Here is a 13,675-nt window from a genome sequence, read left to right as displayed (position 1 = left end):
TGAAATCAAAGACTGCGGGATGAGGCGGGATGTGGAATGACCTCGCGCGGCTGACGGAAGAATTGGCCGCTCATGGTGAGCGCGGCGAGATCGCGAATGTCACCGGTCATGTCGATGGCATGACGGATGAAGAACTTGCCGGGAATAGCGTGGCGGAGCGGCTCACGTGGCTGCCAGCCCAGGGCAAGTTCAAACGCAGCAGCGGGCAGGTTGCAGCTCAGCGATGAGGGAAAATCACACCAGGCGGGGAAGCGCGGATTGATCTCGATGAGGCAGTACTCGCCCTGGGAGCCTTCGGATTTGACAAATTCGAGCTCAAACGGGCCGTTCCACTTCAGCTCGGCAATGAGCGATTCCGCCATGGCATCCAGCTGAGGGTCACGAACAATCATGCCCCCAAACCCTTTGCCACTGGAGGTCCGCAGCATCTTGCGGATGGAGCAGGAGCCAAGCATCTGGCCGCGGCCATTGCCCAGCCCAATGACATTGTACTCCTCTCCCTGCACATTTTCCTGCACCAGCACCGGAGCGCCCCATTGCTCCAGCATGTGCCAGTATGCGGCTTCGCGGGCAGCCGGCGTGATGGCATGCCTTGCCTCATAAAAGCGGCCTTTGACGAAGACATTGCCGCCGAGTGAAGCTGCCGCCTGATGCATTGCGTTCACGTCGTTTACGGCCACAGTCTTCGGTGTGCGGCAGTGCGTACGCTCGCACAGCGCAGCCAGTTTGGACTTGTCGCGGCATTTGAAGCTTTCGGCGGTGGGCAGACATGCGTGAATGCCGCGCTCCCGCAGTTTTTCCGGGGCTTCGACCAGTGGCCCCATTTCAGCATCAAGACAGGGGATCAAGACGTCAAAGCGTTCGATCTCGCGTATCGCATCCAGACGCTGCCAGAATGCCTCCACTCCGGCACCCGGATAAGGGAGGGTGAATGCGGCATCCGGGGCGTCTTCTTCGCTGAAAAGACCGCTCTCGAGCGAATCATAAACAAGACCAATGATACGCAGCTCGGGATAAACGCGGCGCAGACTGCGAATAACGGCAGAGCCGGGCTGGGGATTTTCACCGCGATGAAGCCCGGTGACGGCGATGACAGGTGAAGCATTCATGGGAGGATGAATTGATGGGCTGAGCTCAGTTCATTTCCTTGGCGAGCCCCATGTGAACGAGCTCGGCGAGAAAGGATTCCAGATCACGCTCCGCAGTGCTGCGGGCGACTTCGAAGCACGCGGTGAGGCGGTCGAGGATCTGCAGGCGAGTCATGCCCTCTCCCAAGGCCTGCATGACGATCAGCGCCGTGGGGCTGGCGGTGAAAAATTCACCGCTGGTGGCGTCAAAACCAAAACCGTCAGCCTGCCAGGTGACGGTATGAAGATGAAAGACGGGCGATCCGGCGCCAGAAGCCAGCACCTGAGACTGGGAGCGGTGACGAATCGGGGTGGAAAGAGACGCGAGTTTCATGGTGGTGGGTGATTGAATCACACCCCGATAGAAACCCAGGCGGTTAACAGCACCGCAGGCGCCAAGATGAATATGCGTTTATTTTTGCCCCGGCGGGGCAGAGTAGCGCTTCTGAATTGATCCAGATTCGTCGCATACAGCACAAACTCGGGGCCTGCGTTCAGGCTCTCGAAGAACTTTTTGCGCTTGTCTTCACTCAGGATCGCCTGTCAGAGCCGTTTGTTGTCTTAAACGGTTTGGGCCAGCAGTTGCCGGAGGCTTGCAGCTTCTTCGTTGATTGCAGTCGCAGGAGCCCGCCCCCCTGGTGGTGGCGGGCTCCCGCAGGGTGACGACCAACATCACCCCACTGACACATTTTTGCGGATGCCTTTTTAACGGAGAAAACGAATTCCCATTTTCGTGCCCTGCAAGCCGTGCTTTGGGCGGATCTTCACTGCCCGGTTAAGCGGACATCGCGTGCTGCTTTTCAACGGCGAGGATGAGCATTACCAGCTGGCGCCCCTGAACTTGAATCTCGATCTTTTCACCCGCACTGCGGCGCAGGACCGCCCTGCCGAGAGGTGCATCCTCCGAGATGCGGCCGCGGTCAGCATCGGCCTCATATCCGGGCACGACCTGGATGGTGATGTCAAACTCATGGAGCGTGGCCAGCTCATTGAGCGGACGCAGGGTTACGTAATCATAGTGATGTATCGAAAGGGTGCTCATGAAGGGGAAGAATGGAAAAAATAGGTGGGCAAAAGGCCTGCGACAAAGGCAGGCGGAAGCGGCCCCTGCCGAGAGTGACAGGGGTCTTTCCGAGGATAAACGCGGCGTCAGATGTGCGGTGTCAGACCGTCATTGTCGGATGGCCTGAAGGGACTCAATGGTGCTCTCAGGATGCGTCCGAAGCACGAAGGAGCGCACGGATTTCCGCGCCTCCTCCTCGTTGCGGGCCGCCACTTCATAAATGGCCTCGGCGGAAACCAATCCGCAGATTTCCTGCCTTTTGAACACGCAGGTGACCCGCCATGTGGGCCGCTCATAACGAATAGCGCCGCCAACGCGCGCCGGGTTGTCATTCTGGGTAACAAGTCGTTCCAATAGTTTCATAAAAAAGAGAATTTGAGTTGTGTCTGGGCTGGAGGAAAAGCCTGGCTGACGGCACGTGCGCAGACAGGCAGCACATGCCACCGTGCGTGCATGCGCCTGAGTAATGACCAGAGTGGCGCCCACACGTCATGCTGACGAGGGCTGGAAATGAATGGCGCAGGCTCTGGCACCTGCTGAGTACGCGGGCAGTCCCAAATCTGGGGGATGCCCGCTTAAGCTCGGCTTGCCGCCAGACGGTGGCAAAGCGGATGGATCACACTGCTTTCTGCCAGGATGGCGAAAGAGATGAGTTGGTGTGAGTTCGGCTTCACAGAACTAACATACGCACCAAACACCCAAAAGGCAACTTTAACTGGGCTGCGAAGTCCATAAACCCTGTGCCATCCCGAGGTGTGATGTTGACGTCATCCTATGGTGGGCGTAGCCATCGCGCCCATGAGCACCACACGCACTCAGGGTATTTCGCTGATCACAGCCACGGCGGTGGTGGTAGCCAACATGATCGGCACGGGGGTCTTCACCTCGCTGGGATTTCAGGTGGGGGGGCTGCCTTCCGGCTTTGCTCTGCTGATGCTCTGGTTCGTCGGCGGGGTCTGCGCCTTCTGTGGTGCCGTATGCTATGGCGAACTGGCGGCCGCCCTGCCACGTTCCGGCGGCGAGTATCATTTCTTGTCCAAAATTTTTCATCCGTCCGTGGGCTTCCTTTCCGGCTGGCTCTCGGTGACCGTGGGATTTGCGGCCCCCATCGCGCTTGCGGCGATGGCTTTTGGCAAATACTTCTCCGGCATCTTTCCCACAGCACCAGCGACGACTTGGTCCCTCGTCATGGTATGGGCCGTGACTCTGATCCACGTGGGCGGCATCCACATGGCAGCCAAGTTTCAAAACACCGCCACCTGGCTCAAGGTCGCCCTGATACTTGTCTTCATCGGTGCTGGTTTCTTGTTTGGCAAAGCACAGCCTGTGCACTTTCTGCCCGCGTCTGGCGACCTAGGCTTGCTGGGCAGCACCCCCTTTGCCGTGAGTCTGGTGTACGTCATGTATGCTTACGCAGGATGGAATGCCGCGACGTACATTGTTGGAGACATACGCAACCCGCAGAAGAACGTGCCTCTGGCGATTGCGCTGGGCACGCTCCTGGTGGCGGGCCTTTATCTCGCGCTGAATGCGGTGTTCATGCATGTGGCGCCCATGAGCGAGCTCGATGGCAAGCTGGATGTCGGCCACATCGCGGCTGTTCACATCTTCGGTGAGACCGGCGGCAAAATCATGTCAGGCCTTATCTGCCTGGGACTGGTCTCCAGCATCAGCGCGATGACCTGGGTGGGCCCGCGGGTGATGAAGACCATGGGCCAGGACCTGCGCATCCTCGCACCACTGGCAGTGAGCGATGAACGCGGCGTGCCGGTGGCGGGCTTGTTTGTGCAGCTGGCCATCGTGGTGACCCTGCTGCTCACGGCCAGTTTTGAAACGGTGCTCACCTGCGTGCAGTTCAGCATCCAGCTGGGTTCATTTGCCACGGTGGTGGGCCTGATCGTGCTGCGCATCCGGCAGCCGGACCTGCCGCGCCCCTACCGCTGCTGGGGCTATCCGGTGACGCCGCTGCTGTTTCTCGGCATCAGCCTGTGGATGATGATCTTCGTGGCCAAGAAGCACCCTTATGAAACCCTTGCCGGCATGGCGTTGATTTTGCTCGGCTGGATCATTTACTTCATTTCGCCGCGTACTCCACGCACACCATGAAAAAAACATTCGTTCTGCTGCTTGCCCTGGTTCAAACCGCCCTTGCGGAACCGCCCACGCCCAATGAGCAGGCGCGCTTCCTTGCTGGCATGCCGCAGGAAGGCTCGTCGCTGGCCGGCCTGGCCCAACGCGGCGAATTCAACTCACACGCCAAGGAGCTGGACGCCTCCTGGGCAGATGCCGAGGAGCGCCAGTTTGGGCCGATCCGGGCCTGGGTTCCCCTGGGCCTCCCTGAGGCTTTTGGCGACACCTCGCCGCTGCTCTACGTCTTTAGCGGCCCCGACTTCCTGCATGCCCACACTTTTTTCCCCAATGCCTCCACCTATGTGCTGGCTGCTGTGGAGCCCGTGGGCCAGCTGCCAGACGTGACGAAACTCAGCGAAGGCGAACTCGGCTCATCCATGCGCAATCTGCGCACCACGCTCAATGCATCGCTCAGCTTCAGCTTCTTCATCACGGCGGACATGAAGAAAGACCTGCAGGCCACCAAGCTCACCGGCACCCTGCCGGTGCTGTACGTCTTCCTGGCCCGCTGTGGCTGCTTCATCCAGAAAGTGGAAAAAATCTGGCTGGATGCCGCTGGCAAGATCATCACCGACAGGGAGACCAAAACCTCCGGTGCACGCATTACCTTCCTCGGCACCAAGGGCCAGCAGCAGACTCTCTACTATTTCTCCACCAACCTTGCGAGCTGGGCACTCAAGCAGGACGCCTCCTTCCTGCGTTTCTGCGACGGGCTCGGAGCCATGAACGGCTACACCAAGTCCGCATCCTACCTCATGCACCTCAGTGAGTTTCATGCCATACGCGACTACCTGCTCAGCCACTGCCATACCATGACGCAGGACGACTCCGGCATCATGTGGAAGGACTTCCCCCGCGACTCATGGGACGTCAAAGCCTACGGCTGGTACCCAGGCCCCATCGCCCTCTTCAAGCAGCACTACCAGGCTGACCTGGCCGAGTATTTCAGACAAACCGAAGTGCCCGCACTCCCCTTCGGCATCGGCTACCAATGGCGGCCCAAAAGCAGCACCCTGATCTACGGCGTGTCCAAGATGGTGGTCCGCAAGGCGATCCCTGTAGAGGATGACAAGCCTGGCACAGCCCAGCCTGTGCCCGCCGTCCCTGCACCTCAGCCGGTCGCTCCTCCCAAAGCCCTCCCGGTGAAGGACTGACCTCGGTGGTCCAAGTATGCTCAATGGGCAAATCCAGACACCTTGTGCAGGAGTTCACGGCCCCTTTGAAAACAGCAGTTTCAGCAGCGCTGCGTCGTTAGGCTTGGAATCCTTCGCCAGCCGCACGACGACCAGCTTCATGGATGGCACGATGTAAAGCCTCTGACCGTAGGAGCCGATGCATGCAATGAGGTCTGCGGGAGCAGAACGGCTCAGGCAGGCGTTGCGCCAGGACTGCTGCTGCCATTTTCTGTCCAGCATCGATTCCGCATCCACCTCGCGACCGGCTTTGCTGGCGGCGGCGTGGTTGTTCCAGAACCCGAAGGCAAAGGCCGCGTTGACGCTGCTGCCCTGCAGCTTCATGAACACCTCCTCTTGCCTGAGCATCCACGTGCCCAGTTCCGACCACTGGCGTGCCGTCTGCATGAAGCCGGCTGCCAGCAGCGGCGCACCATGCTGATCTGGTAAATAACGCTGAGAGCTTAGCCCCAGCGGGCCTAGCACCTTGCGCTCCAGGTAGCGCGTGGGCGTCTGCTTGTGCTCCAGCTTGCGTGCGAGCAGTTCGTGAAACACCTGCAGTGCAGCCGGTCCGTAGATGAAGGACTTGCCAGGCGCTGCCACGGCCCCGGCCTTCAGCGCAGCAGTGGTGCGATCAGGAAAGGTGTTTTCATGCAGACCAAACATCGGCTCCAGCCCATGGCTGAAGTCGAGCAGCTGCCGTATGGTGATCTGGCTTTTCCGCCTGTCGCCACGCCACTCGGTGATGGTGTCGGCCACATGTTCATCGAAGCTGAACAGTCCGTCCTTCTCCGCTGCAAAAGCCATGATTCCCCAGTAGGCCTTGGTACCGCTGTAGATGCGATGTGGCTCACGCTTCGAGTGCCCGTTCGTGTAGGATTCGTGCACCATTTTGCCGTTCTGTTTCACCAGCAGGGCATGGCCGCCATGTGCTGCCGAATATGCCGCCGCCGCCTGAATGCCATGAGGCGACAATGGCTCCACAGCAGGAGACGCTGAGAAAAAAAATGGCAGGAATGCCAGCAGAAGCTTCATCCGAGCATCATAGACCTTCAGGTGCGAGTGGACAATCCGCCTTTGCACCGCATCATCTGCCGCGCATGCGCATTCTCCTCGTCGAAGACCAGGCCAAACTGCTCTCCTTTGCCAAGAAGGGGCTGGAGGAGCAGGGCATCCAGGTGGACGCCATCAGCGATGGCGATGAAGCCTGGGAAATGGCCACAACCGTACCCTACGATGCGCTGGTGCTGGACATCATGGTACCCGGGCGCGATGGCCTGAGCATCCTGCGCGGCCTGCGTGAAAAGCGCAACAATGTCCCTGTCATCCTCCTGACCGCGCGCTCCACCCTGCCGGAAAAAATCGAAGGGCTGAACCTCGGCGCCGATGACTACATGACGAAGCCGTTTTTCGTCGAGGAGCTGGCCGCACGCCTCCACACCGTGGTGCGCCGCAAGGCCGGAGATTCGAGTCATCTGCTGCGGGTTGATGACCTGTGCATCAATCTCCTTGAGCGCAAAGTCAGCCGTGGTGGCACGGACATCGAGCTGAGCACGCGCGAGTTTGAACTGCTGGAGCACCTCATGCGCAGCCCGGGCCGTGTGTTTGGCCGCATGCAGATCTATGAGCATGTGTGGGGCTACAACATGGATCCCGAAACCAACCTCGTGGAGGTCTACATCCAGCGCCTGCGAGCCAAGATCGACAAGGACCACGACAAAAAGCTCATCCGTACAGTGCGTGGCGTGGGTTATGCGCTGGGCGGTGGCTGAACCAGGCTGCGGCCTGGCAAAGCAACCCAGGGATTGCCAATTTCTGCAGGCTGGCTCTAACTAGCCCACCCATGAGCGCTTCGAGCATTCCCAGCCAGGCACCCCAAGGCAGCAATCTGCGCCAAGGCCTGATGCTCGTCGTTGCAGTCGCTTTTCTATCCGTGGTCGGACTGGTGCTGCCGCATGGAGACAGCGGCGAGGAGTTTCGTGCCTGGTTGATGGCCCATGCGTTTTTTCGCCCGTTCGTCATTGCCCTGTGGCTCGTGGTGATCCTCGAAGGGATCGCAGGACTTTTTGCCGCCCATGATGCCTGGCCTGCACGTCTTAAACGCCTGCTGCTCACCACCCTGCTGCCTCCTCTGCGCATGATCACCGCCAGCAGCCAACCTGCCGGCTGGCTCTGGCTGCCCGGCATCGGCTGGAAACCCGTGGGAGAGGACACCACCGAGCAGCTCGAACAAAAGCTCGCCCTGCCCATGCTCATTCTGACCCTGCTGGTGCTGCCTGTTCTGGGAGCGGAACTCACCGGCGGAGAGACGCTGGAAAATCACCCGCGCATGGCGCTGGCCACGCACCTGATGACCTGCATCATCTGGATCGGTTTCACGATGGAGTTTCTCTGGATGGTCGCCGCCGCACCAGCCAAGCTGGCCTACTGCCTCAAAAACTGGATCAACCTCGTCATCATTCTCCTGCCGCTCATCGCTTTCCTGCGTGTGCTGAACATCTTCCGTTTCACCCGCATGCTACGTGCAGGCAAGCTCCTGCGTGCCTACCGTCTCCGAGGCCTCTGGACCAGGCTCTGGCGGCTGGCTCTGCTCTTCAACCTCATCGAACGTCTTCAGCGGCGCGACCCCGCCAGGTACTGCGCATCCTTGGAAAAAAAGATCGCTGATCTCGAAGAAGAACTGGCCAAACTGCGAGGCAGGCTGGCGGAGCAACGGGAAAAGCTGCCGCACAGATAGGTTTTTGCAGTTGCTGTGGTTTGACACTCCCGTTGCGTGATGGTTATAATTACCATAATGAACGCTGTGATTGTTCTATCCTCTCTGGCCAAACTTCTTACCCGCACCTGCCTTCTTCTTACTGTCCTGTTGCCTGTTTCTAAAAGCTGGTCCCAGCAGCTTCCTCCCCAGGTCATCGAGCAAGCAAGGCGAGAATCCCTGCCTGCGCACAAACGCGAGAAGCATGACAACTACCAGGCCGCCGCCAAATACTGGTACGCCAGCCGCAATCCAAGGCAGTTGGAGGACATGGAGGAGGCCCTCAAGGACGTGCTTCCACGCGCCTCCAAACTCTCGTCCTTCATCGATAATTTTCAGACCTGGGAAGAAGCGCAAAATTTCAAGGCCTACCACGACGCCGGAGCCGTCCTTCTGGCCAAGGCCTATACCTGCCTCTATTACGGTGACGTCAAAAAGGCCGCACCCGCCATCGAGCTGATCGAAACCAAATTCCCCTACGCGATGATCCTCGCCGAGGACCGCTCCGTCACGTGGGTCCGCACTGCGCTTCGCTACCATGAGCACTGCTGCATGCTCTATGCGGCCATGAGTCTGAAGGTGGTCGGGAAGATTCATTTCCCGCGAGAGCGCGATGAATTCGACGGACTCCAGCAGCGCAAGGCCATCGAGCACATGGCTGTGCTTCGCCTGCGTGAAGGAAACGTCGAACGTCTGGAGCATTTCTTCACCGCCATCAATCACAGCGAGCTGCAGACCTCCGGCGGCGACTGGGCGCTCGACATCATCATGAACGCCATGCGCCCTCTGGACCAGGACGTCCAGTCAGAAGCCTCCTGGCAGGAGATCCACGACGCCATCCTCATCTGGCAGAAGCAGAAGCCCTCGTCCGTCTTTGCCCGTCTCGCAGAGGCACGCTATCTCTACAATTATGTCATGTTCAAGGCCAGGCACCGCAGCTCTTTCGCAGCCATCCGGGAGGCCTCTGAGCGCGGCCTGAAAATGATGCCGGACATTCCGAAAACCAGTCCGGCCTGGTACGACACGATGCTGCGTCTGCAGGCCGTCTGCGGTCGGCCCGCAGACGAAATCGCCCCGGTGTTTCAAGAAGGGCTGGGCAAATACCCCGATTACACTCCCTATGCGATTGCTCTGGGCCGTTGTTTCGTGAATGAAGGGGAAGACGGCCGCCAGATATGCTCCCAAATTGTTGAAGAACTGCAGTCATCCGCCAAAGGCGGTCTGGCTGCGCAGATGCTGCGCCGCATCTACCTTGATGGGAGCTTCCCCGCCATCCAGCCGCGCCTGAACCTCGACACCGTCGAGCTTTGCATCCGTGCAGCTGTGGCTCGGTGGCCGGACAGCTACGAACTACGCAGCGACCTCGGCATTCTCGCAGTCACCATCGGCCGTCGTGAACTCGCCGCAGACATCATGCAGGGTATGAGCAACAAATGGTGCCGCAATGCGTGGAGAGGCCGCGAAGACATAGCCATCTATCTCACCAGCCCAGCGGCGCCAGTGACTCCCCGCGTCGATCCCATGCGCAAGACGACTCTTTGAACCGGAGCCCCTCTGCCCAGGGGCTTACTGCCCCAGGCTCAGGTACTCACGTACGGTGTGATTCATCGCCCGACGCGCCGGAGGGAAGCACTGGGCCACTTTTTCAAACGTTTCCTCCATGGCAAACTCATCTGCCAGCACATGCCTGCGGGCGGCGTCCAGGTGGCTGACGACGACCTGCTCATAGTATTCCACATCCGGTGCGCCGCGCCGCGCCGCACGCCTGTGCAGGAAGTCGGGGTACAAGCACGTGAGCACCAAAAACTGATTCGCACACTGCACATGCAGGAAGAACTTATGGTGCCTGCTGGCATTCTCGATCGCCTCCAGGTAGTCGATGCTGTAAAGGCTGTCGATGGTGTGATTGATATCCTCAGGCCCCTTCGTCGGCGAGCAGCCAAAGTCCGCGCACACCACGGCCATGTAGTCTGCCACGGCAATCTCCTCAATGCCAAATCCCTTCAGCGAATGCCTCACGACGATGAAGAAAAACAGCTCCGGTGAAAGCATGGTCGCCTTGCGGGAAAGGATCGCGGCATCAAAGAGTTTGTCGTTGTCGAGAATGATCGGCACCGCCTCCGGGTCGTCCATCATTGCTTTGAAGCCCTCCTTGCTGCGCTCAGTCGGCGCCAGGGTGTCACGAATGAAATTCCAATCCGTCGGGGTGAAACGGAACCAGCAGCCAGGGCGGGGAAAACGCGTCATGGAGATAAGTTGTGAACTGTCATCTGCCTTTAGCATAACGAATGCCATTTAAGTTAAAGCTTTGACGGAGGGCTCTCAGGGTTTGTTCAATTGCGTGGGTCACAGCTCACAAAAGTCTTTGGAGCATCCTCTCTCCGTGCTAAGCACCGGCATGCCCAGAACTGACGGCCGCTCCCCCGACCAACTCCGCAACATCCAATACGTTCTCGACGTCGCCCCGCATGCCGCAGGCTCCGTCCTGATCGCCTTTGGCAACACCCGCGTCATCTGCACCGCCTGCATCAATGAAGAGGTGCCACGCTGGATGAAGGTGCAGAACGTCAAAGGCGGCTGGCTCACCGCCGAGTACTCCATGCTCCCCTACTCCACGCTGGAGCGCAAGGACCGTGAAAGCTCACGTGGCAAGCCCGATGGCCGCAGCACGGAAATCCAGCGTCTCATCGGCCGCAGCCTGCGTGCCGTCGTTGATCTTGAAAAACTCGGCCAGCGCACTCTCTGCGTGGACTGTGACGTGCTGCAGGCCGACGGCGGCACCCGCACCGCCGCAATCACCGGCGCCTGCATCGCCGTCGCCATCGCCTTCAACCGCCTTCTCGAAAAAGGCAAAATCACCCGCCAGCCGCTCAAGAAAAAGATCGCCGCAGTCAGCGTCGGCATCGTCAACGGAGAAACTCTCCTCGACCTTTGCTACAAGGAAGACGCCGCCGCCGATGTGGACAGCAACATTGTCCTCACAGAAGACGGCGAGTTTGTCGAAATCCAGGGCAGCGGCGAAGAAGCCACCTTCACCGAGGCGCAGCTTCATTCCATGCTCGAATACGGCCGCAAAGGCATCAGGGAGCTCATTGCCATTCAGGACGCCGCCATCGCCAGCGCCATGAAACCGGCGGAAGGAAAAGACCTGCAGAAGCTGGCCGAATTCTTCGGCAAACGCTGAGGAAGAGTTGACGGAAGTTTACAGTTGTTGAGCGCAGTTGACGATGGTTTGGCCAAAACCACCGCCAGCAATCGTATAGTATAGTCGATCATCGTAAACTCTGCATGACTGCCCTGCTACTCGATCCCATCTATCAGCAGCATGACCCAGGTCCGGGGCATCCGGAAAGCGTCCAGCGCCTTGTGGCCATCACCCGGGCGCTGACGGATTCCGGCATCGTTGGCAAAACACACGCCATCGCGCCCCGTGTGGCGACGCTGGATGAACTGGCCCTCTGCCATGATCGCGGCTACATCGCCACGGCCAAAAAGGATGTCGAATCCGGCCTTGATGATCTCAGCACGGGCGACACTGCCATCTGCGCCAGATCCTATGCCGTGGCGCTACAAGCTGTCGGCGGCGTCTTAAACGCTGTCGATGCCGTCTTCGCTGGAAAGGTCAAAAACGCGTTCTGTGCCGTGCGTCCGCCCGGTCATCACGCACGCCCGGCGCAGGGCATGGGCTTCTGCCTGTTCAACAACATCGCCATCGCCGCACGCCATGCGCAGCAGAAACACGGCGCGCAAAAAATCGCCATCGTTGACTGGGACGTCCATCACGGCAACGGCACGCAGGACATCTTCTATGAAGACGGCAGCGTGCTGTTTTGCAGCACGCACCAGAGCCCGCTCTACCCCTTTACGGGCCACGCCGATGAAACCGGCAAAGGCAAGGGCAAAGGCTGCACGCTCAATCTTCCCTTCCCCGCGCGCACGGGCATTAGCACGATTGGCGCCGCCTTCACCGACCGCCTCCTGCCCGCCATCGACACCTTCAAACCGGATCTCATCCTCATCTCCGCCGGCTTCGATTCCCGCATTGATGATCCGCTGGGCCAGTTCCGCCTCACGGACGATGACTTCGTGGTGCTGACCAGGCTCCTGCTCGAATCTTCCCGCACCCACTGTCAGAGCCGCCTCGTTTCCATCCTTGAAGGAGGCTACAACATTCAGGGACTCGCCAGCGCCGTCACTCATCATGTGCAGACACTGCTCGGGTAAACAAACCCAAGTTTCTGCGGCGTTGACAGTTTATTTACACAAGCCGCCCTTGTCAGAAGGCCTGTTTTCTGGTGGCATTAGCAGCATTCCTAAAAAATCACCATGTCCAACTCTCCGCTTCCGCAAGATGACGTCGCCGCCATTGATGAGCTTCGCAAAGTTTACGTGCAGCTCGGCAACGAACTGAAGAAGATCATCGTCGGCCAGGAAAAGGTGGTCGAGCAGCTTGCCATCTGCCTCTTTGCGCGTGGTCATGCGCTGCTGATGGGCGTGCCCGGCCTGGCCAAGACACTGCTCATCAGCCGCCTCGCCGAAACGATGTCGCTCAGCTTCAGCCGCATCCAGTTCACTCCGGACCTGATGCCCATGGATATCACCGGCACCGACATCCTGCAGGAACTGCCCGGTGGCAAACGCGCCTTCGAGTTTGCCAAGGGGCCCGTCTTTGCCAACATCGTGCTGGCCGACGAAATCAACCGAGCCCCTGCAAAAACCCAGGCCGCCATGCTGGAGGCCATGCAGGAGCACAAAGTCACCGTGGCGGGCCGCACTTACACGCTCGACAGCCCTTTCTTCGTGCTCGCCACGCAGAATCCCATCGAGCAGGAAGGCACCTACCCGCTGCCCGAAGCGCAGCTCGACCGCTTTATGTTCATGATTGGCGTCGATTACCCGACGCGCGCGGAAGAAATCGCCATCGCCCGAACCACCACCGGAGCCAGCCTGCCCAAGCTCGAACACATCCTCGACGGCCCCAAGGTCCTCGCCTTCCAAGAACTTGTACGCCGCGTGCCCGTGCCGGATCACATCTATGAATTCGCTGTCGATCTCGTGCGCAAGACCCGGCCTGCCAGCAGCGAGGCCCCCACGTGGCTGAAGCCTCTGGTGAGCTGGGGCGCCGGTCCGCGTGCCGTGCAATATTTGATCCTGGGTGCGAAAGCGCGCGCTGCCTTGTACGGCAGCTACATGGTGCGCATGGAGGATATCATGGAAGTGGCCGAGCCGGTGCTGAGGCACCGTGTGATGACGACGTTTACGGCAGAGAGCGATGGCATCAGCAGCCGGGATGTGGCGAAGCGGCTGGTGGATGAACTGGCGAAGGCTGGGTGAGGTTCTTTTTCAGAGTCGTCCTCGTCCTCGATCAAACCTCTCCGTCATGCCTCATCCAGTACAGTTCATCCAAGAGCAACTCGAAGTACATCGA

At 59.5% G+C, this 13,675-nt stretch carries 14 protein-coding genes; 8 read left to right on the top strand and 6 right to left on the bottom strand.

Going from position 1 to position 13,675, the window contains the following annotated elements:
- Positions 1–5: 5 nt before the first annotated feature.
- The 4 genes from ACZ5WW_RS17500 to ACZ5WW_RS17485 all read right to left on the bottom strand — a co-directional run bounded on the left by ACZ5WW_RS17500 (position 6) and on the right by ACZ5WW_RS17485 (position 2,553).
- A complete protein-coding gene (locus tag ACZ5WW_RS17500) occupies positions 6–1,109 on the bottom strand; it encodes a biotin carboxylase (RefSeq protein ID WP_377165882.1) in 1,104 nt (367 codons plus the stop codon).
- Between the two features lie 25 nt (positions 1,110–1,134).
- Positions 1,135–1,461, bottom strand: a complete 327-nt coding sequence (locus ACZ5WW_RS17495) for a PqqD family protein (RefSeq protein WP_377165884.1) — start codon at positions 1,459–1,461, stop codon at positions 1,135–1,137.
- 441 nt (positions 1,462–1,902) lie between these two features.
- Positions 1,903–2,169 (bottom strand): GreA/GreB family elongation factor, encoded by a 267-nt coding sequence (locus ACZ5WW_RS17490; RefSeq protein WP_377165886.1) that lies wholly within the window; start codon positions 2,167–2,169, stop codon positions 1,903–1,905.
- Between the two features lie 129 nt (positions 2,170–2,298).
- Positions 2,299–2,553, bottom strand: coding sequence for a hypothetical protein (locus ACZ5WW_RS17485; protein ID WP_377165888.1), 255 nt, complete (start codon positions 2,551–2,553; stop codon positions 2,299–2,301).
- A 435-nt stretch (positions 2,554–2,988) separates the two neighbouring features.
- Here ACZ5WW_RS17485 and ACZ5WW_RS17480 point away from each other — a divergent pair, with 435 nt between their 5' ends.
- Complete coding sequence (locus tag ACZ5WW_RS17480; RefSeq protein WP_377165890.1) at positions 2,989–4,296, top strand: APC family permease; 1,308 nt, start codon at positions 2,989–2,991, stop codon at positions 4,294–4,296.
- Positions 4,293–5,474, top strand: coding sequence for a hypothetical protein (locus ACZ5WW_RS17475; RefSeq protein ID WP_377165892.1), 1,182 nt, complete (start codon positions 4,293–4,295; stop codon positions 5,472–5,474). Before ACZ5WW_RS17480 ends, ACZ5WW_RS17475 begins: the two co-directional genes overlap by 4 nt.
- 54 nt (positions 5,475–5,528) lie before the next feature.
- On the opposite strand, the gene ACZ5WW_RS17470 is transcribed toward ACZ5WW_RS17475, so the two are convergent.
- Positions 5,529–6,527, bottom strand: a complete 999-nt coding sequence (locus ACZ5WW_RS17470; protein ID WP_377165894.1) for a serine hydrolase — start codon at positions 6,525–6,527, stop codon at positions 5,529–5,531.
- A gap of 65 nt (positions 6,528–6,592) precedes the next feature.
- On the opposite strand from ACZ5WW_RS17470, the gene ACZ5WW_RS17465 reads away from it, so the two are divergent.
- The 3 genes from ACZ5WW_RS17465 to ACZ5WW_RS17455 all read left to right on the top strand — a co-directional run bounded on the left by ACZ5WW_RS17465 (position 6,593) and on the right by ACZ5WW_RS17455 (position 9,789).
- The gene (locus ACZ5WW_RS17465) at positions 6,593–7,264 is read left to right on the top strand and encodes a response regulator transcription factor (protein WP_377165896.1); all 672 of its coding nucleotides are present in this window, start codon (positions 6,593–6,595) and stop codon (positions 7,262–7,264) included.
- Positions 7,265–7,335: 71 nt separating this feature from the next.
- Positions 7,336–8,229: a potassium channel protein - like protein gene (locus tag ACZ5WW_RS17460; RefSeq protein ID WP_377165898.1), complete on the top strand. Its 894-nt coding sequence runs from the start codon at positions 7,336–7,338 to the stop codon at positions 8,227–8,229.
- A 129-nt stretch (positions 8,230–8,358) separates the two neighbouring features.
- A complete protein-coding gene (locus ACZ5WW_RS17455) occupies positions 8,359–9,789 on the top strand; it encodes a hypothetical protein (RefSeq protein WP_377165900.1) in 1,431 nt (476 codons plus the stop codon).
- A gap of 24 nt (positions 9,790–9,813) precedes the next feature.
- Here ACZ5WW_RS17455 and ACZ5WW_RS17450 read toward each other — a convergent pair whose 3' ends face one another.
- Entirely contained in the window at positions 9,814–10,494 is a 681-nt protein-coding gene (locus tag ACZ5WW_RS17450; protein WP_377165902.1) for a hypothetical protein, read from the bottom strand.
- Between the two features lie 151 nt (positions 10,495–10,645).
- Here ACZ5WW_RS17450 and rph point away from each other — a divergent pair, with 151 nt between their 5' ends.
- From rph to ACZ5WW_RS17435, 3 genes are all read left to right on the top strand, one after another.
- Entirely contained in the window at positions 10,646–11,431 is a 786-nt protein-coding gene (gene rph, locus ACZ5WW_RS17445; RefSeq protein ID WP_377165904.1) for a ribonuclease PH, read from the top strand.
- A gap of 104 nt (positions 11,432–11,535) precedes the next feature.
- A complete protein-coding gene (locus ACZ5WW_RS17440) occupies positions 11,536–12,471 on the top strand; it encodes a histone deacetylase family protein (protein ID WP_377165906.1) in 936 nt (311 codons plus the stop codon).
- Between the two features lie 102 nt (positions 12,472–12,573).
- Positions 12,574–13,581, top strand: coding sequence for an AAA family ATPase (locus tag ACZ5WW_RS17435; RefSeq protein WP_377165908.1), 1,008 nt, complete (start codon positions 12,574–12,576; stop codon positions 13,579–13,581).
- The last annotated feature ends 94 nt before the right edge of the window (positions 13,582–13,675 follow it).

This window comes from Prosthecobacter fluviatilis (assembly GCF_055388355.1).
This window is presented reverse-complemented; position numbering and strand designations above follow the sequence as displayed.